25 protein-coding genes are annotated in these 26694 nt (G+C 60.1%); 8 read left to right on the forward strand and 17 right to left on the reverse strand.

What is annotated here, in order from left to right:
- From ALO80_RS01170 to ALO80_RS01180, 3 genes are all read right to left on the reverse strand, one after another.
- Nucleotides 1-543 (reverse strand): cobalt-precorrin-6A reductase (locus ALO80_RS01170; RefSeq protein ID WP_055007635.1); only part of this gene is annotated, 543 nt, incomplete at its 3' end.
- Entirely contained in the window at nucleotides 540-1652 is a 1113-nt protein-coding gene (locus ALO80_RS01175) for a cobalt-precorrin-5B (C(1))-methyltransferase (protein WP_055007636.1), read from the reverse strand. The genes ALO80_RS01170 and ALO80_RS01175, both read right to left, overlap by 4 nt.
- On the reverse strand, nucleotides 1652-2854 hold the full coding sequence (locus ALO80_RS01180) for a bifunctional cobalt-precorrin-7 (C(5))-methyltransferase/cobalt-precorrin-6B (C(15))-methyltransferase (RefSeq protein WP_055007637.1): 1203 nt from the start codon (nucleotides 2852-2854) through the stop codon (nucleotides 1652-1654). The genes ALO80_RS01175 and ALO80_RS01180 overlap by 1 nt, the downstream gene beginning before the upstream one ends.
- Nucleotides 2855-2980: 126 nt before the next feature.
- Here ALO80_RS01180 and cobG point away from each other — a divergent pair, with 126 nt between their 5' ends.
- The 8 genes from cobG to ALO80_RS01220 all read left to right on the forward strand — a co-directional run bounded on the left by cobG (nucleotide 2981) and on the right by ALO80_RS01220 (nucleotide 10607).
- Complete coding sequence (gene cobG, locus ALO80_RS01185) at nucleotides 2981-4321, forward strand: precorrin-3B synthase (protein ID WP_083493099.1); 1341 nt, start codon at nucleotides 2981-2983, stop codon at nucleotides 4319-4321.
- The gene (locus ALO80_RS01190; protein ID WP_054986600.1) at nucleotides 4318-4944 is read left to right on the forward strand and encodes a precorrin-8X methylmutase; all 627 of its coding nucleotides are present in this window, start codon (nucleotides 4318-4320) and stop codon (nucleotides 4942-4944) included. Before cobG ends, ALO80_RS01190 begins: the two co-directional genes overlap by 4 nt.
- A complete protein-coding gene (locus tag ALO80_RS01195) occupies nucleotides 4944-5675 on the forward strand; it encodes a precorrin-2 C(20)-methyltransferase (RefSeq protein WP_055007726.1) in 732 nt (243 codons plus the stop codon). The genes ALO80_RS01190 and ALO80_RS01195 overlap by 1 nt, the downstream gene beginning before the upstream one ends.
- Nucleotides 5675-7378, forward strand: a complete 1704-nt coding sequence (cobJ, locus tag ALO80_RS01200) for a precorrin-3B C(17)-methyltransferase (protein WP_055007639.1) — start codon at nucleotides 5675-5677, stop codon at nucleotides 7376-7378. The genes ALO80_RS01195 and cobJ overlap by 1 nt, the downstream gene beginning before the upstream one ends.
- Before the next feature lie 349 nt (nucleotides 7379-7727).
- Nucleotides 7728-8549, forward strand: a complete 822-nt coding sequence (locus ALO80_RS01205; protein WP_055007640.1) for a hypothetical protein — start codon at nucleotides 7728-7730, stop codon at nucleotides 8547-8549.
- A gap of 55 nt (nucleotides 8550-8604) precedes the next feature.
- Complete coding sequence (locus tag ALO80_RS01210; protein ID WP_055007641.1) at nucleotides 8605-9306, forward strand: hypothetical protein; 702 nt, start codon at nucleotides 8605-8607, stop codon at nucleotides 9304-9306.
- Nucleotides 9299-9934 (forward strand): hypothetical protein, encoded by a 636-nt coding sequence (locus ALO80_RS01215; RefSeq protein ID WP_055007642.1) that lies wholly within the window; start codon nucleotides 9299-9301, stop codon nucleotides 9932-9934. The genes ALO80_RS01210 and ALO80_RS01215 overlap by 8 nt, the downstream gene beginning before the upstream one ends.
- 37 nt (nucleotides 9935-9971) lie before the next feature.
- The gene (locus ALO80_RS01220; protein ID WP_055007643.1) at nucleotides 9972-10607 is read left to right on the forward strand and encodes a hypothetical protein; all 636 of its coding nucleotides are present in this window, start codon (nucleotides 9972-9974) and stop codon (nucleotides 10605-10607) included.
- Nucleotides 10608-10612: 5 nt separating this feature from the next.
- Here ALO80_RS01220 and ALO80_RS01225 read toward each other — a convergent pair whose 3' ends face one another.
- The 14 genes from ALO80_RS01225 to ALO80_RS01290 form a co-directional block, all read right to left on the reverse strand.
- The gene (locus tag ALO80_RS01225; protein ID WP_055007644.1) at nucleotides 10613-11209 is read right to left on the reverse strand and encodes a MarC family protein; all 597 of its coding nucleotides are present in this window, start codon (nucleotides 11207-11209) and stop codon (nucleotides 10613-10615) included.
- Between the two features lie 70 nt (nucleotides 11210-11279).
- A complete protein-coding gene (retS, locus tag ALO80_RS01230; protein WP_055007645.1) occupies nucleotides 11280-14069 on the reverse strand; it encodes a hybrid sensor histidine kinase/response regulator RetS in 2790 nt (929 codons plus the stop codon).
- Between the two features lie 90 nt (nucleotides 14070-14159).
- Nucleotides 14160-15455, reverse strand: a complete 1296-nt coding sequence (purD, locus tag ALO80_RS01235) for a phosphoribosylamine--glycine ligase (RefSeq protein WP_055007646.1) — start codon at nucleotides 15453-15455, stop codon at nucleotides 14160-14162.
- A gap of 198 nt (nucleotides 15456-15653) precedes the next feature.
- Entirely contained in the window at nucleotides 15654-17258 is a 1605-nt protein-coding gene (gene purH / locus ALO80_RS01240) for a bifunctional phosphoribosylaminoimidazolecarboxamide formyltransferase/IMP cyclohydrolase (protein WP_055007647.1), read from the reverse strand.
- 79 nt (nucleotides 17259-17337) lie between these two features.
- Complete coding sequence (fis, locus tag ALO80_RS01245; protein ID WP_002555375.1) at nucleotides 17338-17658, reverse strand: DNA-binding transcriptional regulator Fis; 321 nt, start codon at nucleotides 17656-17658, stop codon at nucleotides 17338-17340.
- The gene (gene dusB / locus ALO80_RS01250; RefSeq protein WP_054986590.1) at nucleotides 17655-18668 is read right to left on the reverse strand and encodes a tRNA dihydrouridine synthase DusB; all 1014 of its coding nucleotides are present in this window, start codon (nucleotides 18666-18668) and stop codon (nucleotides 17655-17657) included. Before dusB ends, fis begins: the two co-directional genes overlap by 4 nt.
- Nucleotides 18669-18983: 315 nt before the next feature.
- Entirely contained in the window at nucleotides 18984-20297 is a 1314-nt protein-coding gene (locus ALO80_RS01255; protein ID WP_055007648.1) for a DUF3426 domain-containing protein, read from the reverse strand.
- A 24-nt stretch (nucleotides 20298-20321) separates the two neighbouring features.
- On the reverse strand, nucleotides 20322-21200 hold the full coding sequence (gene prmA / locus ALO80_RS01260; protein ID WP_055007649.1) for a 50S ribosomal protein L11 methyltransferase: 879 nt from the start codon (nucleotides 21198-21200) through the stop codon (nucleotides 20322-20324).
- Between the two features lie 137 nt (nucleotides 21201-21337).
- A complete protein-coding gene (gene accC / locus ALO80_RS01265; protein ID WP_055004760.1) occupies nucleotides 21338-22681 on the reverse strand; it encodes an acetyl-CoA carboxylase biotin carboxylase subunit in 1344 nt (447 codons plus the stop codon).
- Nucleotides 22682-22698: 17 nt separating this feature from the next.
- Entirely contained in the window at nucleotides 22699-23154 is a 456-nt protein-coding gene (gene accB, locus ALO80_RS01270) for an acetyl-CoA carboxylase biotin carboxyl carrier protein (RefSeq protein WP_055007650.1), read from the reverse strand.
- 78 nt (nucleotides 23155-23232) lie between these two features.
- The gene (gene aroQ, locus ALO80_RS01275) at nucleotides 23233-23685 is read right to left on the reverse strand and encodes a type II 3-dehydroquinate dehydratase (protein ID WP_054986585.1); all 453 of its coding nucleotides are present in this window, start codon (nucleotides 23683-23685) and stop codon (nucleotides 23233-23235) included.
- A 129-nt stretch (nucleotides 23686-23814) separates the two neighbouring features.
- Nucleotides 23815-25605, reverse strand: coding sequence for a protein-disulfide reductase DsbD (locus tag ALO80_RS01280; protein WP_259641136.1), 1791 nt, complete (start codon nucleotides 25603-25605; stop codon nucleotides 23815-23817).
- 111 nt (nucleotides 25606-25716) lie between these two features.
- Complete coding sequence (locus ALO80_RS01285) at nucleotides 25717-25989, reverse strand: DUF3613 domain-containing protein (RefSeq protein ID WP_055007652.1); 273 nt, start codon at nucleotides 25987-25989, stop codon at nucleotides 25717-25719.
- On the reverse strand, nucleotides 25986-26687 hold the full coding sequence (locus ALO80_RS01290; RefSeq protein ID WP_055007653.1) for a tetratricopeptide repeat protein: 702 nt from the start codon (nucleotides 26685-26687) through the stop codon (nucleotides 25986-25988). The genes ALO80_RS01285 and ALO80_RS01290 overlap by 4 nt, the downstream gene beginning before the upstream one ends.
- Between the last annotated feature and the right edge of the window lie 7 nt (nucleotides 26688-26694).

The raw sequence follows: 26694 nt of genomic DNA on the forward strand, positions 1-26694 counted from the left end.
TTGTTCGAACAAATGGCGTTCGTCTTCGAGTACGAATGGGCCGCGTGCGCCAATGACCGCGCAGCGGTCGTTGCCGGGGTAGCTGTCCAGGGCTCTGAGTGTCCAGAACTGGTGTGCCGGAATTTCACTCAGGTGCTGCAAGGGCTCGCGACCCAACGTGAACAGCGGACGCTTGAAGGGGGCCAGTGCGGTGACCAGTTCTGCCCAGTCGGCCACTTCGCGCCAGTCATCACCCGCACCGGCCTGCCAGGCACTGCGGCGCAAGGCCCAGCAGGGAATGCCAGCCAGCCTGGCCGCACGCGCTGCGTTGTGGCTGATCTGCGCGGCATACGGATGGGTCGCGTCCAGCAGTAAGTCGACGCCCTGTTCGCCAATGTACTGCGCCATGCCTTCGGCACCGCCATAACCGCCGACCTTCAACTGGCAGGTCAGATCCGACGGCACCCGGCCCACGCCTGCCAGGCTGTAGATATGTTCAGGCCCGAGCGTTCTGGCAATCGCCAGGGCCTCGGTAACGCCGCCCAGCAGCAGAATTCGTTTCATGCGTGTTTCCCCTCTTGCAAGACGCCCGCCTGACCGACGATTCCACCCTGGCGGTCGATGGCAAAGACCTCGACCCGGACCTGCGCAGGCACCACGCTGCGGGCAAACGCCAGCGCATGACGACACACTTCATCACCCAGCGGCACACCCGCCGCAGCGCTCATCGCCAGCGCCTGCTGACTGGTATTGGCATCGCGAATCTGCAGTTGCAGGCCTGCGTCCGCGCCGATATCCGCTGCCCACCGGGCCAGTTGCGGCAGATCGATGCTCGAGTGGCGGCTGTGCAGGTCCATGTGGCCGGCTGCCAGCTTGCTGATCTTGCCGAAGCCGCCACAGAGGCTCAACTTATCCACAGGCACCTTGCGCAGATGCTTGAGCACTGCGCCGACAAAATCGCCCATCTCGATCAGGGCGATATCGGGAATGTTGTACACGCGGCGCATGGTGTCTTCGCTGGCGTTGCCGGTGCAGGCGGCAATATGTCGGTAGCCGTTGGTGGTGGCGACGTCGATACCCTGGTGGATTGACGCGATGTAGGCCGCGCAGGAGAAGGGGCGAACAATTCCGCTGGTGCCGAGAATCGACAGCCCTCCGAGAATGCCGAGGCGCGGGTTCATGGTCTTGAGCGCCAGTGCTTCACCACCCTCGACACCGATCGTGACCTCGAAACCGCCGCTGTAGCCTTGTTCTTCAGCCAGCCGCAGCAGGTGCTCGGTCATCATGCGTCGGGGCACCGGGTTAATGGCCGGCTCACCCACTGCCAGCACCAGACCAGGGCGGGTCACGGTGCCGACGCCGGTGCCTGCGATGAAGTGCACACCAAGTGCGTCTTTCAGCCTGACGCGCGCAAATACCAGCGCGCCGTGGGTCACGTCAGGGTCATCGCCGGCGTCCTTGAGCGTTCCGGCTTCGGCAACGTTATCCACGACCCGGCAGAATTCCAGACGCATCTGCACCTGTTTGCCCTTGGGCAACACGATCTCCACCGCATCGCTGACCTGCCCACTGAGCAACAGTCGCGCCGCCGCGAGGCTGGTTGCGGTGGCGCAACTGCCAGTGGTCAGGCCACTGCGCAATGGCGCAGGCTGTTCGGCGGTTTCTTCGCGCATCAGGGTTTGACTACGTCCAGCAGAGTGATCGGCAAGGCCTGGCGCCACGTGTCGAACTCGCCAAGGGGTTGCGCGTGGGCGACGTGAATACGCGTCAGTTCGCCGCCATGCCGCTCGCGCCAGGCCATGAGTGCAGCTTCGCTTTGCAGGGTGACGGCATTGGCGACCAGCCTCCCGCCGGAGCGCAACTGCTCCCAGCAGGTTTCCAGTACGCCGATACGGGTCACGCCACCGCCGATGAAAATCGCATCCGGTCGTTCCAGACCGTTCAGCGCCTGTGGCGCGCTGCCACGTACCAGTTGCAGGCCGGGCACGCCCAATGCGTCGCGATTGAATTCGATCAGTTGCTGACGGTCTTCGTCCGCTTCGATGGCCATGGCCCGGCAGGTCGGGTGCGCACGCATCCATTCGATGCCGATAGAACCGCAGCCCGCGCCGACATCCCACAGCAGCTCGCCCGGTACAGGCGCGAGGCGGGCCAGGGTGATGGCCCGCACGTCGCGTTTGGTGAGCTGACCGTCATGCTCGAACGCACTGTCCGGCAGGCCCGCCAACGTGCTCAGGCGCAGTGCGCTGGCGTCGGCGCGACAATCAATGGCAACCAGGTTCAGGGCAGCAATATCGGGGTTGCCCCATTCACTGGCCAGCCCTTCAACGCGCCGCTCGGCTTCGCCACCCAGATGTTCGAGGACGGTCATGCAGCTCGGGCCAAAGCCTCGCTCGCGCAACAAACCGGCGATCATTGCGGGGCTGCTGCCATCGTTGCTCAGCACCAACAGACGCACGCCATGATGGAAATGCGCGTTCAGCGCGGCCACCGGTCTGGCAACCACCGACAGGGTGACAACGTCCTGCAGCGGCCAGCCCAGGCGGGCGGCAGCCAGTGAAAAAGAGGAGGGCGCAGGCAGAATGCGCATTTCATCGATGGCGACCACGCGTGCAAGGCTGGCTCCGACGCCGAACAGCATGGGATCGCCACTGGCCAGCACGCAGATTTCGGCACCGCGTTGCTCCAGCACCGGGTTCAGCGAGAACGGACTGGGCCACGCACGCCGTTCTGCACGGATACACGGCGGCAGCAACGCCAGCTGGCGCGGGCCGCCGAACACCTGATCGGCGTGCAGCAGGGCGTGTCGGGCGTTCTTGCCCAGTCCCTTGTAACCGTCTTCTCCGATTCCCACGACTGTCAGCCACGGTGACATGTAACTACCTCAATCCGAACTTCCGACAGAGCGCCTTTTCATGCCTGCGGACAAAGCAGGCATAATACCGCGCCCGACGGGGTACAAGTGCTCTAATCCACGTCCAGTTCATACCGGGTGATCCATTTGAACGAGCCGCAGTCCGCTCGCACATCCTCTGCAACGCTACGCCCCTCGGCCTGCCCGGGGTTGCTGCGCATCGTCCCGGCACTGGACGGCGGGATCTGCCGGATCAAGCTGGCGGGCGGAGTTATCACCAGCGCTCAGGCCACGGCGGTCGCCGAAGCTGCGCAGACTTATGCGCAGGGTGTTATCGAAGCCACCAACCGCGCCAATCTGCAGATTCGCGGCATCGGTGCCGATCACGACGGGCTGATAGCATCGCTGATGGCGGCCGGGCTTGGTCCGGCCAACCCTGCCAGCGACGATGTGCGCAACCTGATGCTCAGCCCGACCGCCGGGCTGGACCCGCAGATGCTGTTCGATGCCCGGCCGCTGGCGGCGCAGATTCTCGATGCGCTGGAAAGTCACCCGCGTTTTCACGAGCTGTCACCCAAATTCGCGTTGTCGCTGGATGCAGGTGAAGCATTGATAATGCTGGAACATCCACATGATGTATGGCTGTCGGCGTTGAAACTCGAGGACGAGGTGCTGCTGGCGTTCGGCCTGGCCGGTTGCCCGGCTCATGATCAGCCAGTTGCCGCTGTGCCTCTGGCTCAGGGAAAGAAGCTGGTGATCGCGCTGCTGGAGCTGTTTCTCGATCTGGCCCGTCCGCAACACACGCGTATGCGCCATCTGCTGGCTGAGGTAGCGATCGACGATGTGTTGCGCCGGCTTTCGACCCGACTCGACTGTACGTTGCGGGTTGATCACGCGATCACCCGGTGGCGACGTCCGGCAACTCAGGGCAATCGCCATATCGGCGTTTATCCACAGGCACAGCCGGATCAAGTGGCAGTGGGCGCTGTTGTACCGTTAGGGCGCCTTGATGCGGCGACGCTTTCCCGTGTCGCGCAACTGGCTGCCGATCAGGGCGACGGCACCTTGCGCCTGACGCCCTGGCAGAGCCTGTTGTTGCCCAATGTGCCGGTCGAGCAAGCGGCTGTGGTGATGGATGCGTTGCAGTCTGCGGGTCTCCTGTGTTCGGCTCGGCAACCGCTGGCGCAGATGCTCGCGTGCACCGGTTCTGCCGGTTGCGCAAAGGGACTGGCCGATACCAAGGCTGATGCACTGCAACTGGCTGCCGGTCTGACGGCCAGCCAGGCCGTCCATCTGAGTGGCTGCACGCGCTCCTGTGCCGCGGCCCACGTCGCGCCAGTCACCCTGCTGGCCGTCTCGCCCGGCCGTTACGACCTTTATTTTCGCGACGCAGCCCACTCCGGTTTCGGTGTACTGCGCGCGCGTGACCTTACTATTGAAGCAGTCGGTGCGCAGTTGAACGCCGACTCACGGAGCAGCATTGCATGATTGATTACATCCGCGATGGTCAGGAGATATATCGCAACTCCTTCTCGATCATTCGCGCCGAAGCGCGCCTGGACACGATCCCCGCCGACCTGGAAAAACTCGCCGTGCGCGTGATCCATGCCTGCGGGATGGTCGAAGTCATCGAAGACCTGCGCTTCTCGCCAGGTGCCGGTACGGCCGGGCGCAATGCCCTGGCGGCGGGTGCGCCGATCCTGTGCGATGCGCGCATGGTCTCCGAAGGCATCACCCGTACCCGGCTGCCCGCCAACAACCCGATCATCTGCACATTGCATGACGACGGTGTACGCGAAATGGCCCTTGAACTGGGCAACACGCGCTCCGCCGTGGCGCTTGAACGGTGGCGTCCGCACCTGGAAGGCAGCGTGGTAGTGATCGGCAACGCACCCACCGCGTTGTTCTACCTGCTGGAAATGCTTGATGCCGGAGCGCCGAAACCTGCCTTGATTCTTGGCTTTCCGGTCGGCTTTGTCGGTGCTGCCGAGTCCAAGGCCATGCTTGCCGCAGACAGCCGGGGTGTACCGTTCGTGATCATGCAGGGCCGTCGTGGCGGCAGCGCCATGGCTGTGGCCGCTGTCAACGCACTGGCCACGGAGATCGAATGATGCAGGCTCGCGGTCGATTGATTGGCCTGGGCGTCGGTCCCGGCGACCCGGAACTGATCACCGTCAAAGCTCTGCGTCTGCTGCGTGAGTCGCCCGTGGTGGCGTACTTCGTGGCCAAGGGTAAAAAGGGCAACGCATTCGGCATTATCGAAGCGCACCTGCAGGACGTTCAGACCTTGATGCCGCTGGTCTACCCGGTTACCACCGAAGCATTGCCTGCACCGTTGTCCTACGAAAAAGTCATCAGCGACTTCTACGACGAGTCCAGCCTGCACATTGCAGCACACCTGGACGCCGGACGTGATGTGGCGGTGATCTGCGAAGGCGATCCGTTCTTCTACGGTTCTTACATGTACCTGCACGATCGTCTCGCCGAGCGCTTTGAGGCTGAAGTGATCCCGGGCGTGTGCTCGATGCTGGGGGGCGCTTCGGTGCTGGGTGCGCCACTGGTGTATCGCAACCAGAGCCTGTCGGTGTTGTCCGGCGTGCTGTCCCATGACGACCTGAAACGCAAGCTGGCCGACGCCGATGCGGCGGTGATCATGAAACTGGGACGCAACTTCCACAAGGTACGCGAGGTTCTGACCGAACTGGGCATGGCCGGGCGCGCGCTGTATGTCGAGCGCGCCACGATGGCCAATCAGAAAATCGTGCCACTGGATCAGGTAGACCCGATGTCTTCGCCGTATTTTTCGCTGATTATCGTCCCTGGCGACAGGTGGCAAGGCTGATGACTCTCAATACTCCGGCCATCGTCATCCTCGGCAATGGCAGCCTTGCTACTGCGCGGCGCATTCAGCAGATGTTTCCCGATGCGCTGATTCATGGTCTGGCCGAGCGTGTGCAGGGTGCCGACAGCACTTACAGCGAGTTTGGCGCGCTGCTGCGTCAGTTGTACCAACACAACACTCCCATCATTGCCCTTTGCGCTGCGGGCATCGTGATCCGCACGCTGGCCCCGTTGCTGCTGGAGAAAGGTGCCGAACCGCCGGTCCTCGCCGTCGCCGAAGACGGCAGCGCGGTGGTGCCCTTGCTGGGCGGCCTCGGCGGGGTGAATGTCCTGGCGCGCAGTATCGCGAGCGGGCTGGGTGTTTCGCCCGCAATTACTACCAGCGGCGAGTTGCGTTTCGGCACCTGCCTGCTCAACCCGCCGAGCGGCTATGCACTGGGCGATCTGGAGCTGGGCAAACGTTTTGTTTCCGACCTGTTGTCCGGCGAGCCCGTGCGCATCGAAGGCGAGGCTCCGTGGCTGGCCCAGGCGCAATTGCCCGAGGATCCACACGCCGCGCTGGCGATCCATGTCGGCAGTACGGTGCGCGAGCCTTCGGTCAATGAATTGCTGATCTACCCGCGCAATGTACTCGTTGCCGTGACTGACATGACCGATGAACTGGCTGACAGCGTACGCTCGGCCCTGCGCGACGCACGTATTGCGCGTCAGTCCCTGGCCTGCCTGCTGGCCGCAGAGGAGCAGATGGCCAATGGGCATTTGCATCAGGCCGCTGCCGAGTTGAATGTGCCTGTACGGTTCGCCACTGCCGGCTCGGCCCGCGAGATGGCGATGAACGCTGTACCGCAACTGTTGCCACCGGCCTGCGTCGACGACAACCTGTCGATTGCCGTGGCCGCTCAACCGCTGGACGTGCAGAGCATCGGACGCAAGCGCGGCCGGCTTGCCGTCATTGGCCTGGGTCCCGGTGCGGCAGACCTTATGGTGCCCGCGGTCAAGGCTGAGCTGGCCTGTGCCAATGATGTGCTGGGGTATGAAACCTACGTTCGCATGGCGGGGCCGTTTCGTGCCGATCAGGTGCTGCATTGCACCGATAATCGTGAGGAAATGATGCGTGCCCGGCATGCCTTCAAACTCGCTGCGCAGGGCCGCTCGGTGGTCGTGGTGTCGTCCGGTGATCCGGGCGTCTTCGCCATGGCTTCGGCGGTACTTGAAGCGCTGCATGAGTCAGACAACGAGCACTGGCATGCCGTCGAGCTGGAAATTCTGCCGGGTGTCTCGGCTTCTCTGGCAACAGCAGCCCAGGCGGGCGCTCCGTTGGGGCATGATTTCTGCGTGCTGTCGCTCTCCGACAACCTCAAGCCCTGGGAAATCATCGAAAAGCGTCTGGACCTCGCCTGTCATGCAGATCTTGCGCTGGCCTTCTACAACCCGATTTCCCGCTCCCGACCCTGGCAACTGGGGCGCGCGCTGGAGATTGTCCGCCAACATCGTATTTCTGAAACACCCGTTACGCTGGGGCGCGACATCGGCCGACCTGGCCAGACACTGCGCGTCATTACGCTGGGTGAACTGACACCGGAACAGGTGGACATGCGAACCATGGTGTTGATCGGCTCTTCTCTGACGTGCACGTTTCCTCGCAGTGAAGGTGGCAAGTGGGTCTACACGCCGCGTTGGTATGGCGAAAAACCTACAGCATGAGCCCAGTGGGCTGTCATGCATGCGTTGGATTTGTTGTGAGAAAGTTCTGAAACCCCTAAGCGGTACAAGGCATTCAGGCCGTATATTTTGGCTTGGGTGCCTGAGTGAATTGGCACTGTTCAAACTGCCAGGCTTGTGGCCTGTTTCCCTGTCCTGCCACTGAATGTTCTCTCGTCCGCGATTCACCGGGCGCGGCACTCTGATTGAATTTTGAGCACGTTACTGAGTGCAGGTCCGACTCGTCCTGAAGACATCAGTGTTTCGTTTGTATCTGCTGGAAAAACAGCCTGATTTATTTCGTTAGTCTCGTTTCGGTCCCTCAGGACTCATGAATTAAAGGACTAATGAAATGAACCAGGAAAATACAATGAGCACTACTGACAATCTTGATTACCTTGCCGCCTGTGAGCTGGCTGAATGCCCAGCATCGTTGATCGCGTACGCAGTATCCAGACAGCCCGAATTACTGCGGGCAAGTGATGTGACTGATTCCGTCTCCGATGATGAACGTTCTCAGGGCGCAGTGGTTGCGAGCAATCTGGTGGCGTTTGCCGAGGGTATGTCGCGCCAGAGCAAGGAAGACGTCATGGACTCTTTTCTGTTCGCCACCCTTGCGGCCAACAAGGCGTTCAACGCTGAAACGCAAGCCGAGAAGTGGTATGGCAAATTCAACGAAGTACTCTCGAAGACTGGCTGGCTCTCCACCCGCTGGAACTATGCCCGTTACCGTGCGACCCAGCAGCGCTTTACCATGGACGAAGTCGGCCTCGAGGTTCTTGGCTCGGCCGTTACGACTGCCGCATTACCAGGGCCTGCATCGTTGCTGATGCTCAAGGTCGCTGCAGATGCCGTCGCTGCGCTGAAAGCCAGAGAAGAGCCTCTGCGCCTGTTCGAAGGCCAGACCAAAACACACCGCGGTGGCAGTTTCCGGATTGCCTCTTGTATCGAAGATGACAAGACCGTGAATCTGGCCATGGGTGCGGTCAGCTTCCAGGCCGACAGCGATGTCACCAATGTCCTGTTCTGGGAGTGGCAGGATACCCATGTCAGTACCTGGAAGGGTGAGGACAACCTTGTGCTCAATGCGAGGCTGTATGCACGTCATCGTGATCTGATCCAGCAGAGGCTGGGTGACAGCGCCAAAAGCGCGATCGCAGAGTTTGATATCTGATTTTTTTGCGGAGGCACAGGTCGCCTCCGCGTTCGGGATAAAAGGAATTTTCCCCATGAAGCAGGAACTGAATGCCGTTGTCGTCAACGCAGGCTGCGTGCTGTTTTTTTCCGCTCCGCAGCAGGCCGTCCCGAAAAACGATGTGCTGGATTCGCTGTTGTATGTGCAGCTGGCCGCATCAAAGCAGCACCCCAAGTTTGCCGAATTCGAAAAATGGAATGAAACCCGTCTCGCAGCGGCCCTGCGTTTCGGCTGGGTGCTTAATGCCAGTGAACATGTCAGCGAGCCCTTGCGTGCAGGGGCTGCTGCCCGGACAGCATGGAGCTGCATGGCGGAGGCCCTCACGCACAGTGTGCCACCGGAGGATCTTCAGCGCGCAGAGGTCTTGATGCGCAAGGTTTGCAGTCAGCGAGCCGGTGACACAGCGCTTCGGCTGTTGCGCAGTCAGACGCTACAGAGCGGCTTGAATCATGCGGGAAAGTTGCAGGTCAATGTGGTCCTGCAACTGGGTTTTGTCGACGCCCGACGCAACCTGACGCTGGCGCAGCTTAATGTCGCCACACACCAGCCGTTGTCATCCGGTTTTCTTTTCGATGTGCTCGAGCCGCAAAGTATATACGGCAACGTCGCTGTGACCGTCTATACCATGCAATTGCTCGAAAAGGTCTATTCACGGTTTCGCGAAAGTATCGACACGGCGCTTTCGAGCAAGCGTGCGGGGCTGATCATGTCGCTTGGGGAGCACCCTGATGTCTGATCCGGATGAAACCCTGCTGGCAGGCTCCAGCCTGCTGTCCTTTGCCCGGAACGTCGAACCTGATTTACGCGAGGACATACTGAGCTGTCTGCAATACGCCCGGCTTGTCGCAACGGATCGCTACTCCCCTGGCAGGGCCTGGCGTGCATGGCTGAATGCTTACCTGCACGCCATTCTTGCCAATGGCGGGCGGCGCAGCGCAGGGCTCAACGACGTACATCTGAAAATTCACAGTTTCAGGGATGTTGGCAAATTGCAGCTTCCAGTGATCGATAACACCGTTGAGCTTGGCCAGTTATACCGCAGTTCGTTCGACAGACTACTGAGCAGTGATCACGCGAAAACGTTTTTCAGCAGTTGGTTTACGTCTGGACGTTCTGAAAGCTTCCAACTCATGCCCTGCGTAATGCACAGCGAAGACGAAGTGACGATTCTCATGTGCAGTGTGCAGATGACAACATTGGCGTTGAGACCTGCGCTTCATTTCTGGCAGGTACTTGGAGGGGAAATGCGCGTGCATGCTGTCGGTACGGCGTTCCGGTTCAGTCGCCAGAGCTTCGGACCTTTTCGCCAGACTGTTCAGGACGCCCTGACTGGTCGTGCCGTAGCCGAAATAATCAGGCTCTAGCAATGTGGTCAGGCGCCCAGGGAAGGGAGTAACGCAAATGAATGCAGAAGCAGGCAATGCAGCGTATCTAGGTGATATCCCCAGTATGGTGGCATTTCTTCCGGGGCTTTCGAGCGAGGAGCGCACGGACATTCAGGACGTACTTCTGGATGCGCAGTTGTTCGCAGGCAGGCAGTTTGATTTCAAGACGCAGTGGAACAGCTGGATGCATTACTACCGCAGCCGACTCAAGGCTCGCGGCATACAGCAAAGAGGTTTGGTGCTGGGCGACTCACTGGTCGTGAGCAACGTCGATGATCTGTTGCAGGCGACCTTCAACGTCAGTAATCCTGCGGATCGCGAGCGAGTCGGCAGCCTGGTGCAGCGTGCCGTCAAGGCGATGGGGGTAAATCAGGCGGCAGAGTCCTACTTTCAAAACGGTTTTGATCACGGGCGTCTGGGCAGTTTTCAGGTAGTGCCCTGTGAAAAGTATGAGCATGACCGGATCCTTTTGCTGCTTTGCAGTCTGCATCTGAGTGTCGACGAGCGCGCTGCGGGCAGCCGACGCTTGCTCTTTCACTTCAAGGGCGGCAGTTACACCTTTGACAGCAAGCGTTACGCGACCCATCGCGATGACGTCATGCGTTATCTGGATGGCAGAGCGCAAGGCCTGGTGCGGGCTGCGCTCATCTGAGCCGGTCAGGGCAGCAGATAGCCCCTGATACCGGTGAAAATGATCTGTGCAGCCAGCGCACAGACGAATAGCCCCATCAGGCGGCTGACAATCTGCAAACCCTGATCGCCAAGGATCCGTTCGATACGGTTGGACAGGTAAAGCACTACTCCAACCGTGAGGCTGGCCAGCGCAATACTCAGGATGGCGGTGAGCTTGTCGTCCCAATGGGGCTGACTGACGCCCATGACCAGTAACGCGCCGATGGTGCCGGGGCCAACGGTAAGGGGGATGGTCAGCGGAACAATGGTCACATCCTGTTGAACAGTGTCGGTCTGAACGGCCGACTTGCCTTGGGCCATGCCCAACGCAGAGATGAACAGAACACTGCCCGCACCGATCCTGAATGCATCGACAGTGATTCCGAAGACATCGAAAATCACTCTTCCGAACAGATAGAGCAATACGCTTGAAACCAGCGTTGCAAGCGCGACCTTCCAGGCCAGGCGCCGTTGCTCCTTGCGCGAGTGACCACGGGTCAGACTGATGAAGCAGGAAAGAACGAAAAACGGGCTGTAAAGCACCAGCATTTTCAGATAGACGCTGAACAACACGTGAAGCATGGCTTCGACTCGACAGCAGGTGGATGGCATCGTCAGTCTATCAGGCCACTCGCTGCCTTTCCCGTTGCTGTCATTTGTGCCGATACTGCTCGCCGCTCGACGCAATGCCGCGAGCCTTGTCTCGGTGCGCAACCCAGTGTTCGACCAGTTCACGCAGTTGGGACAGTTCGATGGGTTTGGCCATATGACCGTCCATCCCTGCCTGACGTGCGCGGTCCTTGTGCTCGGTGAGAATGTGCGCGGTCAGTGCAACGACCGGTGTGCGCACCCGCTGGTTGCCGACCTCCCAGGCACGTAATTGCTCGGTGGCCGAGAACCCGTCGAGTATCGGCATTTCACAGTCCATCAATACCAGATCGTAACGTTGTGCCTTCATGGCACGCAGCGCTTCTTCGCCATTGCTTGCCGTATCGGGGTTCAGGTTGAGCTTGCCAAGCATGCCGCGAATCACTTTGGTCGAAATGCTGTTGTCTTCGGCGACCAGAATCCGGAAGTCGCCGGGCACGCTTACCGGTGTATTCATTACCGGACCCGGTTTGTGCGAGCCGACGCCCTTGTTCAGTTGGGTCAGCTCGTCTGCCAGCGTCGTCTTCAGTGTGTAGCCTGCCACCGGTTTCGCCAGAATGCGTTTGATGCCGGAGTTGCGAGCGATAATCTTGCTGGGCGCATTGCTGATGCCGGTCAGCATGATCAGCAGAATATCGTGATTCAGGCTCGGGTCTTCCTTGATCTTGGCGGCCAGTTGCATCCCGGTCATGCCGGGCATGTTCTGATCGAGAAGGACCACATCGAAATAGTCGCGTAAATGAGCCTTGGTCCTGAGCAACGCCAGCGCCTCTTTGCCGGACGCCACGGCACTGACGTTCAGGCCCCAGGCGCTGCATTGCTGAACCAGCACTTTGCGGCAAGTATCATTGTCATCGACCACCAGCACCCTGGCATCCTTCAACGGGCTGTCCAGATCGATGGTCGGCTGTTCCAGCAGCTTTGCATCCAGAGGCAGGTTCAGCCATAGCGTGTTGCCCTGGCTGCCACTGTTCTGAATACCGAATTCGCCGTCCATGAGGACAATCAACTGGCGGGCGATGACCAGCCCCAGATGGCCACCAAGTCTGCTGCTGGCCAGGAAGTTGCGGCTGTGCAGTTCGGCGTGCAGCAATTCTTCACGCTCTTCGTCGGAAAGCGATTCACCGCTGTCCTGCACCGAAATACGCAGGCGGGTCTTTCCGTTTTTCGAGGACTCAAGAGCGACGGCCAGCAGAATCTCGCCTTCGTCAGTCTTTTTCAGGGCATTTTCCAGAAGGCTCAACAGCGTCTGACGCAGGCGAGTCGGATCACCATTGATGACGCGCGGCACCTGAGGCTGGATCTGGCTGATCAGCTCGACCTGTTGCTGCTCGGCCTTGGCGCGGAAGATGTTCAGGCAGTCCTCGACCAGCGCGCCGATATCGAACTGCACGTCGTCCAGTTCTATCTGCCCCGATTCGAGCTTGGTGATGTCCAGAATCTCGTTGATCAGCGTCAGCAGTTCATTGCCGGCGCTGTGAATGGTCTGCACATAATCGCGCTGCTTGACGGACAGTGGCGTGCCGAGCAGCAGCTCGGTCATGCCCAGCACGCCATTCATCGGGGTACGAATCTCATGGCTGATCTTGGCCAGAAATTCGGCTTTGGCGTTGATTTCGGCAGTGCTGGCAGCCTGATCGCGGCTGATGCTGAAACGGTCTTCGGTGATGCTGCGGTGACGTTCGCCGAGGGCCAGGCTCATCAGCACCCCGCTGATGCAGAATACGCTGAGCAGCGCGAGTATCAGCCATTGCGGCGGCACCAGGCTCAGCCAGAGCAGACCTGGCAGAACTACCATGTAACCAATATTGAAGGTGATCATCCCGAGCACAAACAGGCGCGCCGAACGATAGCCCTTCTGCCAGTGCCACATCGACACCGCCAGAATACTCAATGTGGTCAGCGAAACCAGGCCAAAGGTCAGGATGTTGATCGGCAGCCTGTCGTTCAGCAGTACCAGTAACGTACCGATACCCATGAGCACGGCGTTGCCCAGCAACAGACGGTCCAGCTTGCGGGCATTGCGGTGGACGAAGAAACAATAGGTGTAGATCAGGCCTGCCACTGCCGCCAGCAGCAACGCAATATGCGCGCTTGGGGTCTGTGAAATATTCCACGGGTCGATCGGGCGGAGCAGGTTGAGCAGCAGCAGGGCGCTGAGCCCGAGCAGTGCTTCGCAGGCGGCGAGCCAAAGATTGCTGCGCGACCGTGTGTGCCCGTAGCGCGTCAGGTTCTGCACGATCAGCATCGCCAGGGCGCCAAAAAGCAGGCCGAACAGGAACGGTTCGGTCTCGTTGGCAGCACTTTGGATGGCGGGCTCCAGGGTAATGCTGGGGCGCATTTTCTGGGTGGATACCAGCTTCAGATAGATGTCCAGCGAGGCCGAGCTTTGCGGGATCGGCAGCAGGAAGTCGTTGGAGGGCAGGCGCTGATCGTCCTTGGGCACTTCGTTGCCGGCGCGCAGATGATCGATCTGCTGATCGCCGTCCATGACGTACATGTCCGCACTGGCGAGGTCCGGGGCGAATATGCGCAGAAGCTGTTCATGCTGGGTAGGTTGCAGGTGGTAATGCAACCACACCGCGCTGTCGCGATCGGCAGCAGAAACACGTTCCAGTTCGATGGGGCTGAATTGATTCTGATAGCGCGCCGAACGAATTTCATCCAGCGTCAGGTGAGCCTTTTCGTCGAGCAGCGTAGACCAGCCTGCGCCATGCTCGGCCTGCGCCGAAAGCATGAACAGCAGGGTCAGCAGTCCAGCGATTGAGGCTATGGCAATCCTGAGCCAGCGCACAATGAAATCCCTTCGTGAGTGAATGCCTGGTAAAACCGCAAATGCCGGGTCAATGGGCCTGCCTCCTGATTGAAAGGCTGGCCCGGTCGATTATTCCTGGTCTTCGCCACGCTCGCGGGCAATGGCACGATAGCCAATGTCCTTGCGGTAAAAACATCCTTGCCAATCAACTTTAGCGGCCAGCGCATAAGCATTTTGCTGCGCATTGCCGACACTGTCACCCAGTGCTGTGGCACACAGTACACGACCGCCGCTGGTCACGACACGATCATCCTGCAAGGCCGTGCCCGCGTGAAAGACCTTGCCTTCCAGTTGCGCAGCAGCGTCCAGACCTTCGATGACCGCGCCTTTGGCGTAATCGCCTGGGTAGCCACCGGCAGCCAGGACGATACCCAGGCTCGGACGCGGGTCCCACTGTGCTTCGATCTTGTCCAGTGCCTGCGCCAGCGCCGCCTCGACCAGCAGAACCAGGCTCGATTGCAGGCGCAGCATGACCGGCTGGGTTTCCGGATCGCCAAAGCGGCAGTTGAATTCGATGACTTTCGGATTGCCTGCCTTGTCGATCATCAGACCAGCATAGAGGAAGCCGGTGTAAACGTTGCCTTCGTCGGCCATGCCTCGGACGGTCGGCCAGATAACCAGATCCATGACACGTTGATGAACCTCGGCGGTAACTACCGGAGCAGGGGAGTAGGCACCCATGCCGCCTGTATTCGGGCCGGTATCACCGTCGCCGACGCGTTTGTGGTCCTGGCTGGTGGCCATCGGCAGCACATTTTTGCCGTCGACCATGACGATGAAGCTGGCTTCTTCGCCATCCAGAAACTCTTCGATGACGACGCGCGAACCGGCTTCGCCAAAGGCGTTGCCAGCCAGCATGTCACGTACGGCGTCTTCGGCCTCTGCCAGCGTCATGGCAACGATCACGCCCTTGCCTGCCGCGAGGCCGTCGGCCTTGATGACAATCGGAGCGCCTTTTTCACGCAGATAGGCCAGGGCAGGCTCGATCTCGGTGAAGTTCTGATAATCGGCAGTGGGGATCTTGTGGCGCGCCAGGAAATCCTTGGTGAATGCCTTGGAGCCCTCGAGCTGCGCCGCACCGGCGGTCGGACCGAAACAGTCCAGGCCACGGCTGCGGAACAGGTCGACCACGCCTGCAACCAGCGGTACTTCAGGGCCGACGATGGTCAGCGAAACGTTCTTCTCAGCGAAGTCCGCCAGTTGTTCCAGTGCCAGAACGTCGATTGCCACGTTCTCGCATTTGGCTTCGATCGCCGTGCCCGCATTGCCCGGTGCGACAAATACCTTCTGCACACGTGGGTCCTGAGCGACTTTCCACGCCAGGGCGTGTTCACGACCGCCGCTGCCAATGATCAAAACATTCATTTCAAAAACCTCGATGACGCTGATTCTGGAGTACGCGGGATGCCTGGAAACATCGATCCCGCGGTACGAGGTCGTAATGGCGTAGGTGTATGCAAGACGGGTGGGGCTTCGCTGAGCGGAGTTGCCTCCTGGCAATGAACATCAGCGGAGCCCCACCCAACGCAGCAGACGCCTGCGACAGTGCGGCCGTTTTTCTGTTTAGTGCCTGAAGTGGCGCATGCCGGTGAACACCATCGCAATGCCCGCTTCGTCTGCCGCAGCGATCACTTCGTTGTCACGCATCGAACCGCCGGGCTGGATGACGGCAGTGATGCCAACCTTCGCCGCGTTATCGATACCGTCGCGGAACGGGAAGAAGGCATCGGAGGCCATGACCGCACCCTGCACCTGCAGTCCGGCATGCTCGGCCTTGATGGCGGCAATGCGTGCCGAGTTCACGCGGCTCATCTGGCCTGCACCGACGCCGATGGTCTGACGATTGCGGGCATAGACGATGGCGTTGGACTTGACGTACTTGGCGACTTTCCAGGCAAAGATCAGGTCATGCATTTCGTGCTCGGTAGGGGCGCGCCGGGTAACGACCTTGAGATCGGCCGAGGTGATCATGCCGATGTCGCGGCTCTGCACCAGCAGACCGCCATTCACGCGCTTGTAGTCCCAGGCAGGCAGGCGCTCGCTCCACTGACCGCTGGTCAGCAGGCGTACGTTGGCTTTGCTGGCCACGATGGCGCGGGCTTCGGCGCTGACGCTCGGTGCGATGATCACCTCGACGAACTGACGCTCGACGATGGCCTTGGCCGTTGCGGCGTCCAGCTCGCGGTTGAAGGCGATAATGCCGCCAAATGCCGATTCGGCGTCGGTGGCATAGGCCAGTTCGTACGCCTGACGAATGCCGCCTTCATCGTCCGGGCAGACCGCTACACCGCACGGGTTGGCGTGCTTGACGATCACGCAGGCCGGTTTGACGAAGCTCTTGACGCATTCCAGTGCAGCATCGGTATCGGCGACGTTGTTGAACGACAGTTCCTTGCCTTGCAGCTGGGTTGCAGTGGCAATGCCGACCTCGGCAGGTCTGGCTTCAACGTAGAACGCCGCACTCTGGTGCGGGTTCTCGCCGTAGCGCATTTCCTGAGCCTTGACGAACTGGGTGTTGAAAGTACGTGGGAACTGGCTGCGGCCTTCGGTGCTCAGGGTTTCAGCTGTCTGGTCGACGCCACCCAGGTAGTTGGCGATCATGCCGTCGTAGGCGGCGGTGTGCTCGAACGCCTTGAGCATCAGGTCGAAACGCTGTGCGTATGTCAGGCCGCCGGCCTTGAGGCTTTCCAGCACCTGGCCGTAATCGCCGGCATTCACCACGATTGCGACGTCCTTGTGGTTCTTTGCTGCGGAGCGGACCATGGTCGGGCCACCGATATCGATGTTCTCGATGGCGGTCGGCAGATCGCAGCCAGGTTTGGCAACAGTGGCTTCAAACGGATAGAGATTGACTGCAACCAGGTCGATCGGCTTGATGCCGTGTTCGCTCATGATGGCATCGTCGGTGCCGCGTCGACCCAGAATGCCGCCGTGGATCATGGGGTGCAGGGTCTTGACCCGGCCATCCATCATTTCGGCGAAGCCGGTGTAGTCGGCCACTTCGACTGCCGCAACGCCGTTGTCCCTGAGTAGCTTGAACGTACCGCCAGTGGAGAGAATCTCGACGCCCAGCGCTTCAAGCTCACGGGCAAATTCAAGGATTCCTGTCTTGTCGGATACGCTGATCAGAGCGCGGCGGATCGGCAGGCGGGTAGTCTGGTCGGTCATCTCGATTTCCATCAAAAGCAAAAGAAGTCAGCAAAAAAAAGCGACCGCGGTGCAAGGTCGCCTTTTCTGTTTTGAATGCTTAAAGCAGATCGTACTGTTTGAGTTTCTTGCGCAGCGTGCCGCGATTCAGTCCCAGCAGCTCGGAGGCCTTCGTCTGGTTGCCCTTGACGTAGTTCATCACGCTTTCGAGGAGCGGAGCCTCGACTTCCGACAACACCAGGTTGTAGACGTCAGTGACGGATGCGCCTTCGAGGTGGGCGAAATAATTGTGCAGCGCCTTCTCGACACTTCCGCGCAGGGTCTGACCCTCTTCGCTCGGCGTGTTGAGGTGCTGTTTCAAATTGACGTTGTCGCTCACGGGTGTTGTTCCACTCACTAAAGTCTCGGTCATCATCGTCATGCGGCCACCTCTTTATCATTCTCGTTATCCGGGCCCTTGCAGCCTTGGCTGAAGAACTCCCGAACGTTGGCGCACTGTGCATCCGTATCTTCCAAACGATTGAAGTGGGCGCGAAACTCTCTGGCGCCCGGCAGGGTTGCGAGATACCAGCTGACGTGTTTGCGTGCAATGCGCACGCCCATCACATCCCCATAGAAAACGTGGAGCGCTGCCAGATGCTCAAGCAGAATACGTTCCACTTCACTCGACTGCAGGGCCGGGAGTGTCTCTCCGGTACGCAGAAAGTGTTCTATCTCGCGAAAAATCCAGGGACGCCCCTGGGCGGCCCTGCCAATCAGTAACCCGTCCGCGCCGGTGGCCTGTAGCACGCGCCGGGCTTTTTCGGGTGAATCGATGTCGCCATTGGCAAAGACCGGTATCGACACTGCCTGTTTGATCATGGCGATGGTGTCGTACTCGGCTTCACCGGTGTACAGGTCGGCACGGGTTCGCCCGTGTACCGCCAGTGCCTGAATGCCTGCCTGTTCGGCGATTTTCGCTACCGTCAGGCCATTTCGGTTGTCGCGATCCCATCCGGTGCGGATCTTCAGCGTAACGGGTACATCAACCGCAGCCACCACGGCCTGCAGGATGTCGTTCACCAGTTGCTCATCTTTCAACAGCGCCGAGCCTGCTGCCTTGTTACAGACTTTCTTGGCCGGGCAACCCATGTTGATGTCGATGATCTGGGCTCCCAGTTCGACATTGGCACGTGCTGCGTCTGCCAGCATCTGCGGATCACCACCGGCGATCTGTACCGAGCGTGGCTCGGGATCACCTTCGTGGATCATGCGCAGACGCGATTTGCGGCTGTTCCACAGGCTCATGTCACTGGTGACCATCTCCGACACCACAAGTCCGGCACCGAGTCGTCGGCACAGCTGGCGGAAAGGCTGATCGGTGACGCCCGCCATCGGGGCGAGAACCAAGCCGTTTTGCACTGTATATGGGCCGATGCGTACTGCCGACATAGCCTTACCTGTTGTGGAGGCCAAATCATCCGCAGGCCATGTAAAAAACGTTTCACCCGGTCTGCAACGGCCCGTCCTGCCAGCCGCGTGCGCCACCGTCAGATCGAACCGAGAGTTTGAAAAAGGGTTGGCATGATACCCGCTCTCGATGACTGGATAAAGGCTGAATTGGATAAAATCTGAACAACTCTTGCTGCGTTCGCTAAAGACGAATACGCGGCGTTCGATCTGCTAATTTCCGCGATCATGCAGCGTTCTATGGCTTGAAAAGCCTTTATTGCATCAATTAAGGCCGACGCTGCGGCAGCAGCGTTGTCATTCCGGCGAACGGAAGTTCAGGCTGTAGTTCACAGCCTTGGCACCTGGATCAAGGATATCCAGCGCAATATGGATCGGCGTCTGGGGCGGCATCTCTTCCTTGCCGGCCATTTCGCCACTCAGGTATTCACCTGGCTTGAACCGACGACTGGCAATCAACTGACCGCTGGTATCGGAAAAGCGCAATTCCAGCAGGGGGAATGGCTGCGAAAACGAGGCGCGGTTGTAGATGATCGCGTCTACCACCAGAGCTCCCTGAAACTCGGGATGACTGCGCACCACCAGGTTGCTGCTCTTGAGCTGGGATATATCGACCTTGGTCGGCACCTTGCAGCCAATTTGCGGGCAGATCTGCTGGAACCACGGACGATACTGGTCCTGTCGCGCCAACTGATCGAAATGGTACCAGACGTACTGGCCCGCCAGGCCTGCCAGCGCCAGCAGAATCAACAGGCCCCACGCGAAGCGTCGGCCCCAGCGCGGTTTCGGGCGTTGCCAGTCCAGCTGCAAAGGATCGTCAGTCAGGTCAAGAAGTGCCTGATCGCGTACTGCCGGTTCGTTACGGCTGCGTCTGCCGCGCGGTTCGGGTTCAGGCTCGTGGTCCTCGTCCCGATCATCCTCGTCGTCAACGGCTGACCAGCGTTCCGGTTTCTCGGCAGGCAGGCTTTTGCGTGATGGGGTAACAAGTACGACGGGCTCGTCATCGTCCAGGTGCTTGTCAAGGGACAGCGACGGCTCGGTACGCTTGTCGTCCGGCACAGGCTGCGGTTCGTCATGCAAGTCGGTGTCCGGGACGACCTCTGCATGCAGCTCCGGCAAACGTTCGACATCATCGTTATGCAGCGTGTCGACCCACGCAGCCTCGTCGGTCTGGCGATTGTCGCGCTTCGCCGTCAGGCTTGTATCGTTATTGCCGCTATCACTGGCCGGACGGCTAAAGGTGTCGGGACGTCGGGCTTTGCGCTGTTCGAGGCGAGCCAGTTCTTCGTCCAGATTCAGGTTGTCCAGATCCAGCTCGCTGACCTGCCAGGGGTCATCGTCTTCCGGCGTCTTGTCCGGCCCTGATTTCGGCTCGGGCTCGTGCGTCGACAGGGGCTCTGGTTCGGGCTTGTCGGCGACGACCGGCAAGGCGGTCCGGGCCTCCTTTTCGGAGTCGTCGATGGCGCGCTGTTCGAGCAGCTGTCGGGCAGCGTTGAAAACCTGCAGGCAGGCTCCGCATCGCACCACGCCGCGGGCCACGCTCAGTTGGGCGTGGCTGACTCTGAAACTGGTCTGGCAGTGCGGGCACTGGGTGACGAAACTGTCGGTCATGCGGCTGTCCGGTTGAAGCGGCGGTTAACGGCGGCTCCCCGTGATGCGTACCCAGCCATCTCGGTTTGCGATCGGGTCCAGATCAAAGCTGTCAGCATAGGCCGCAGCGACTTCCTCGCCCTGTTCGGCCAGAATGCCTGACAGTGCCAGGCGACCTCCGGTCCTGATCAGTGTGGCCAGTTGCGGTGCCAGAGAGACCAGCGGGCCAGCCAGAATGTTGGCGACCAGTACGTCGGCCTGCTGGTGCGGGAGGTCCTCGGGCAGGTACAGCGGAAAGCGTTCGGCAGCGATATTGTTGCGTCCGGCGTTGTCACGAGAGGCTTCCAGTGCCTGCACGTCGATGTCGGTACCGACGGCCTGCTCGGCACCCAGCAACAAGGCCGCAATCGCCAGGATGCCCGAGCCACAACCGAAATCCAGCACGTTGCAGCCTGTGAGGTCCTGGCCATCCAGCCACTCGAGGCACAGCGCAGTGGTGGGGTGGGTTCCGGTGCCGAATGCAAGGCCCGGATCAAGCAGCAGGTTCACGGCGTCCGGTTGCGGCGCGGCATGCCAGCTCGGCACGATCCACAGGCGCTTGCCGAAGCACATCGGCTGGAAGTTATCCATCCAGCTGCGTTCCCAGTCCTGATCTTCGATGACCTCGGCGCTGTGCTCGGGCAGTTCTTCTCCCGTGAGCAGGCTCAGGTGGGCCAGGGCCATCTCGGCGTTGGTGTCAGCTTCGAACAGCGCAAGCAGGTGGGTGTGTGCCCATAGTGGCGTGGTATTGAGTTCTGGCTCGAAAATCGGCTGGTCTTCGGCGTCCATGAATGTCACGGACACGGCACCGACTTCGAGAAGGGCGTCTTCGTAGGTTTCGGCTTGTTCTGGGCTGATGGCGAGACGGACTTGCAGCCAAGGCATGGCGGATTACCTTCGATCTTGAAATAGGTGCGACTTGAACGGCCGGTGCGGCCGCAGGAAGCGGGCAAGTTTACTGCTATGTGCTGCAAACAACAAAGCCGCATCACTGCGGCTTTGTCGTTCTGAAACACACTGGCTTATTGATTGGCCAGTTTGTGCTCCAGGTAGTGGATGTTGACGCCGCCTTCGCAGAAGCCTTCATCACGGGTCAGATCACGGTGCAGCGGGATGTTGGTCTTGATCCCGTCGACCACGATTTCGTCCAGGGCATTGCGCATGCGTGCCATGGCTTCTTCGCGGGTCGCGCCCCAGGTGATCACCTTGCCGATCAGCGAGTCGTAGTTGGACGGCACCTTGTAACCGCTGTACAGGTGCGAATCAACCCGTACGCCGTTGCCGCCCGGTGCATGGAAGTGCTTGACCAGACCAGGGCTCGGGACGAAGGTTTTCGGGTCTTCGGCGTTGATCCGGCATTCCAGCGCATGACCCTTGATGACCACGTCATCCTGGGTGTACGACAGCTTGTTGCCGGCGGCGATGCTGAGCATCTCCTTGACGATGTCGATACCGGTGACCATTTCGGATACCGGGTGCTCCACCTGAACACGGGTGTTCATCTCGATGAAGTAGAAACGACCGTTTTCGTACAGGAACTCGAAAGTCCCCGCGCCGCGATAGCCGATGTCGATACACGCCTTGACGCAGGCCGCCAGAACATCCGTACGCGCCTGTTCGTCGATGAACGGTGCCGGTGCTTCTTCCAGAACCTTCTGGTGACGACGCTGCAGCGAGCAGTCGCGATCGCCCAGGTGGATCGCCTGGCCCTGGCCATCGGAAATCACCTGGACTTCCACGTGGCGCGGGTTGGTCAGGTATTTTTCCAGGTAGACCATCGGGTTGCTGAACCAGGCCGCTGCTTCGGCGCGAGTCTGGGAGGCAGCTTCGATCAGGTCTTCTTCGCGATGAACCACACGCATGCCGCGACCACCACCGCCACCGGCGGCCTTGATGATCACCGGATAACCGACTTCACGACCGATGCGCAGAGCGGTTGCTTCGTCTTCCGGCAGCGGGCCGTCGGAACCCGGAACGGTGGGCACGTTGGCCAGCTTCATGGCGTCCTTGGCAGACACCTTGTCGCCCATCAGGCGGATGGTGTCTGCTTTCGGGCCGATGAAGGCAAAACCCGACTTTTCGACCTGTTCGGCGAAATCGGCGTTCTCTGCGAGAAATCCGTAGCCAGGGTGGATCGCGGTGGCGCCGGTCACTTCGGCAGCCGAAATGATCGCCGGGATGTTCAGGTAGGACAGATTGGCCGGTGCCGGACCAATGCAGACGGTTTCATCCGCCAGGCCCAGGTGCATCAACTCGCGATCTGCCGTGGAGTGTACAGCGACGGTCTTGATGCCCAGTTCTTTACAGGCACGCAAGATGCGCAAGGCAATTTCGCCGCGGTTGGCGATTAGAACTTTTTCCAACATCGCAGGCTCTCCCCGGGTCAAACGATTGTGAACAGCGGCTGGTCATACTCAACCGGCTGACCGTTTTCTACCAGGATGGATTCGATCACACCGCTGGCTTCTGCCGTGATGTGGTTCATCATTTTCATCGCTTCGACGATGCAGATGGTGTCGCCTTTCTTGACGGTCTGGCCGACTTCGACGAATGCAGGCGAAGTAGGTGCCGGGGTGCGGTAGAACGTACCGACCATTGGCGACTTGACCACAAAGCCGTTCAGTTTCGGAGCCGATGGCGCTTCTGCAGCAGCAGGGGCTGCAGCCGGAGCCGGTGCGGCAACTGGCGCAGCAACCGGGGCAGGGGCGTAGTAAGGCTGCGCTGGCGTCTTGCTGTGACGGCTGATCCGTACGGACTCTTCGCCTTCACGTATTTCCAGCTCGTCGATGCCGGACTCTTCCAGCAGTTCGATCAGTTTCTTGACTTTGCGAATATCCATCAATCATCAACTCCCAAGGTTCTGTCAGGGCATTTAGGCTGTAAGTTCAAACCGTGGGCCGGCGCAGGGCCGGATCACTCATGGCTTGGCATTTACGGCCAGTTGTTCCAGGGCGGCCTCCAGGGCCAGTCGGTAACCGCTGGCGCCAAGGCCGCAGATCACTCCTACAGCGACATCTGAAAAGTAGGAGTGATGGCGGAAAGGTTCGCGTTTGTGCACGTTCGATAAATGCACTTCGATGAATGGGATGCTCACTCCCATCAGCGCGTCACGTATTGCAACGCTTGTGTGCGTAAAAGCGGCCGGGTTGATCAAAATAAAGTCCACACCCTCACCGCGAGCGGCGTGAATACGGTCGATCAGTTCGTACTCGGCATTGCTTTGCAGATACATCAGATGGTGACCGGCATCGCGAGCGCGTTGCTCCAGATCCTGATTGATCTGAGGCAGGGTGATAGTGCCGTAGACCCCGGGTTCCCGAGTGCCCAGCAGGTTCAGGTTGGGTCCGTGCAGGACCAGGATAGTCGCCATTGCGTGTTCCTTTTATTGTCTGCGAGCGGTTTACGCCCGGCGACTATGCCGGAAGGGCAATGGACTGTCCAGTTAACAACAGTAGCCAGCACGATGAGCGATATTCGCGCAAAGTTTGTGACTCAGGCTTTAGTTTTGGTCATTTGCCCTGTTCAGGCGCTCGATCAGCCCTGCTGCGTCGATTTCGCCGACAACCCGAACTGTTTGCAGCTCTTCGCCGTTTTTAGCGAAAAACAGCAGCGCCGGTGGACCGAACAGCTTGTAGCGATCGAGCAAGGCGCGTTGCTCCGCATTGCTGTCGGTCATGTCGAAGCGGATCAGGCTGTAACCCGACAAACCGGCGACGACCCCCGGATCCGGCAGAACTTCGTGTTCGATGACCTTGCAACTGATGCACCAGTCGGCATACCAGTCGAGCAGCAGCGGTTTACCCGCGTCCCGGGCTTCCTGCATCACACGGTCCAGTTCGGCGGACGTGCTGATCGTCTGCCACTGACTCGGGTTCGAGGCGACTGTGCCATTGTTTGCCGCCAGGTATTCCCGGCCCAGCGGACGCATGGGGTCGGTCTGCCCGGACAGCGCGCCATACCAGCAGGCCAGCGCATAGACCAGCAGCGCCAGACCAAGCAGTTGGGCGAGTTTCTGTCGTGTGGTCTTTTCGGTGAATTCCAGTGCACCGAGAAACAGCGCGACGCCAGCCGACAGCAGACCCACCAGCAGTAACGTGATCTGACCTGGCAGAACGCGGCTCAGCAGGCCGATCGCCAGTGCCAGCAGCAGCACGCCGATGGCGTTTTTGACGGTCACCAGCCAGGGGCCGCTTTTCGGCAGCCAGGTGGCGCCACCGGTTGCGATCAGCAGTAACGGCGCGCCCATTCCCAGGCCCAGAGCAAACAGCTTCAAGGCCCCGCCGACAGCATCGCCGCTGGCACTGATGTACAGCAGCGCGCCGGCCAGAGGGGCCGACACGCACGGCGACACCAGCAGGCTGGAGACTACGCCCAGCACCGCTGCCCCCCACAATGATCCACCTTCGGTCTTGCCTGCGATACGGTCCAGGCGTGAACTGATCGCCTGCGGCAGGCGCAACTCGAAAGCGCCAAACATGGCCACGGCAAAAATCACGAAGAATGCCGAGAATGGCACCAGCACCCATGCGGATTGCAGCCGTGCCTGAAGATTCAGGCCCGCGCCGAACACGCCCATCAGTGCACCCAGCAGGGCAAAACAGGCCGCCATCGGTAACACATAGGCCAGTGACAGGCTCAGCCCGCGCAGGCCGCCAACCTGTCCGCGCAATACAACGCCGGACAGAATCGGCAGCATCGGCAGCACACAAGGGGTGAACGTCAGGCCTACGCCTGCGAGGAAAAACAGCGCCAGTTCTTTCCAGCTCCAGGCTGCTGCGGTGGTTGTGGTGTTTGCAGATGCCGGTGCGGCCAGGCTTGCAGCCACATCACCAATGCTCAGACGCTCGGTTTCAGGTGGATAGCACAGGCCTTTGTCAGCGCAGCCCTGGTACGTGACGGCGAGCGTGAAAGGGCGTTGCTCGCCGGGGTTGCGTGGCAGGGTGATGTCGAGAATGCCGTGATAGACCTCGACATCGCCAAAGTACTCATCGTGTTTCTGTTCGCCTTTGGGCAGTTGTGCTTCGCCCAGACCAACATCGGCAGGCTCTGTGCGGAACTGGAAACGATGGCGATACAGGTAATAGCCATCGGTGGCGACCAGTCTCAGCTTGAGCGATTCAGGCGTGGTTTCGATCAGGCTCAGTTGAAAGGCCTGACGCACAGGCAGGAAGTCCTTGCTGTTGTCCAGCGAGCCGCCTCCGAGGGTTGGCGACGGGCGGCTGTCCAGCAGTCCGGCACCGGAAGCGGGCAGGGCCAGGATCAATAACATCAGGCAGAGCAAACGGCGCATGGCAATCTCGAATCTCGAAAGTCCGCGCATGATAACGGAGTGTTCCACAGCCTGCTGATACGAGGTTTGTAAGGGGCAGTGTCAGTCAGGTAACGGAACCATCCAGCGAGGCTACTTGCTACCCGATGAGAAGTTGCCGCCAGCCTCCTGTTCGTAATGCTCGGGGATTGCGTACTTGTAGGTTTCAAGCCAGCGCTGCAGGCTCAGGTCACGCTCTGCGGCGGTGTTGACCTGCGGCGTCGTCGAGGCGGCCTTGCCGCTGGCCTGCAGTTGCAGCCAGGTTTCGGTCTGTTTCTGCGCAGAAGGTGATTGCTCGTCGCCCGCGGCCCAGGCACTGCCGGCTATAAGCAGCATGACCATGCTGCCGATGGTTACACCTTTCATGGTTGGACTCCTGTTGTCCTGACGGACGCGAGCGGGTTGGCCGGTGTTTTGCCGATTTTTTCGGCTCGCGCCTGGGCCTCGGTGACCTGCTCGGGCGTCAGCCCGGCGCGGGATGCCAGTTCGGCGGCTTGTGTCCATTTGTTCTGGTAGATCAGCAAGGTGGCCAGATTGATTGCCGCCAGCGGATCGGACTGTTTGAGCTCCATGGCCGTCAGGAACTGAAAACGCGCCTGTTCCAGCTTCAGCTGATTGAGGTACACAACGCCCAGATCGTTGCGGATCTTTTCATCAGTCGGTTGCAGCTTGCTGGCCGTCAGCAGGTGTTGCTGAGCCAGTACATTGTCGCCACGGGCTGCGGCCAGTTGTCCCAGTCCATGCTCACCCTCGGCGGCCCGACAGGTGCCAAGCAGACTGCGATACAGCGGCTCGGCTTCACTGCTGCCCAGAAGCCGCAATACCCGCGCCTTGCGCAGGCGGACCTCGCCCAGACTGTCCGGCAGGCTTTCCAGGTTGGCGAGGCTGGCATGCAGGCGTCCTTCGTCAGCCATGTTCTGGGCCAGGTTCAGAGAGAACTCCTGATCCGATGTCAGTTTTGGGCACTGGCCGGGTCTGGCCGTGGCCTGCGTCCATAACGCACTCCCATCACTGGCACATCCGCCCAGCAGGAGTAGCCCGAGTAGTGCGATCACTGGTTTCATTGCAATG

The sequence above is a fragment of the Pseudomonas caricapapayae genome (assembly GCF_001400735.1).
In the GTDB taxonomy this organism is placed as follows: Bacteria; Pseudomonadota; Gammaproteobacteria; order Pseudomonadales; family Pseudomonadaceae; genus Aquipseudomonas; species Aquipseudomonas caricapapayae.